Origin of the sequence: Marinifilum breve, from assembly GCF_003202155.1 — a bacterium.
Taxonomy (GTDB): Bacteria; Bacteroidota; Bacteroidia; order Bacteroidales; family Marinifilaceae; genus Marinifilum; species Marinifilum breve.
On the sequence record NZ_QFLI01000162.1, the window covers coordinates 1 to 404 of the forward strand.

The 404-nt window shown below is 52.7% G+C and carries 1 protein-coding gene; it reads left to right on the forward strand.

All coding sequences use genetic code 11. The features are described 5' to 3' along the window. A partial coding sequence (locus DF185_RS23310) for a tail fiber protein (protein ID WP_133250157.1) occupies positions 1-404 on the forward strand: 404 nt, incomplete at both ends.

Here is a 404-nt window from a genome sequence, read left to right on the forward strand (position 1 = left end):
CCTGATGCAGGGGCAGGCGTTTGACAAATCAGCCTACCCAAAACTTGCTGTCGCGTATCCATCGGGTGTGCTTCCTGATATGCGAGGCTGGACAATCAAGGGGAAACCCGCCAGCGGTCGTGCTGTATTGTCTCAGGAACAGGATGGAATTAAGTCGCACACCCACAGTGCCAGTGCATCCGGTACGGATTTGGGGACGAAAACCACATCGTCGTTTGATTACGGGACGAAAACAACAGGCAGTTTCGATTACGGCACCAAATCGACGAATAACACGGGGGCTCATGCTCACAGTCTGAGCGGTTCAACAGGGGCCGCGGGTGCTCATGCCCACACAAGTGGTTTAAGGATGAACAGTTCTGGCTGGAGTCAGTATGGAACAGCAACCATTACAGGAAGTTTAT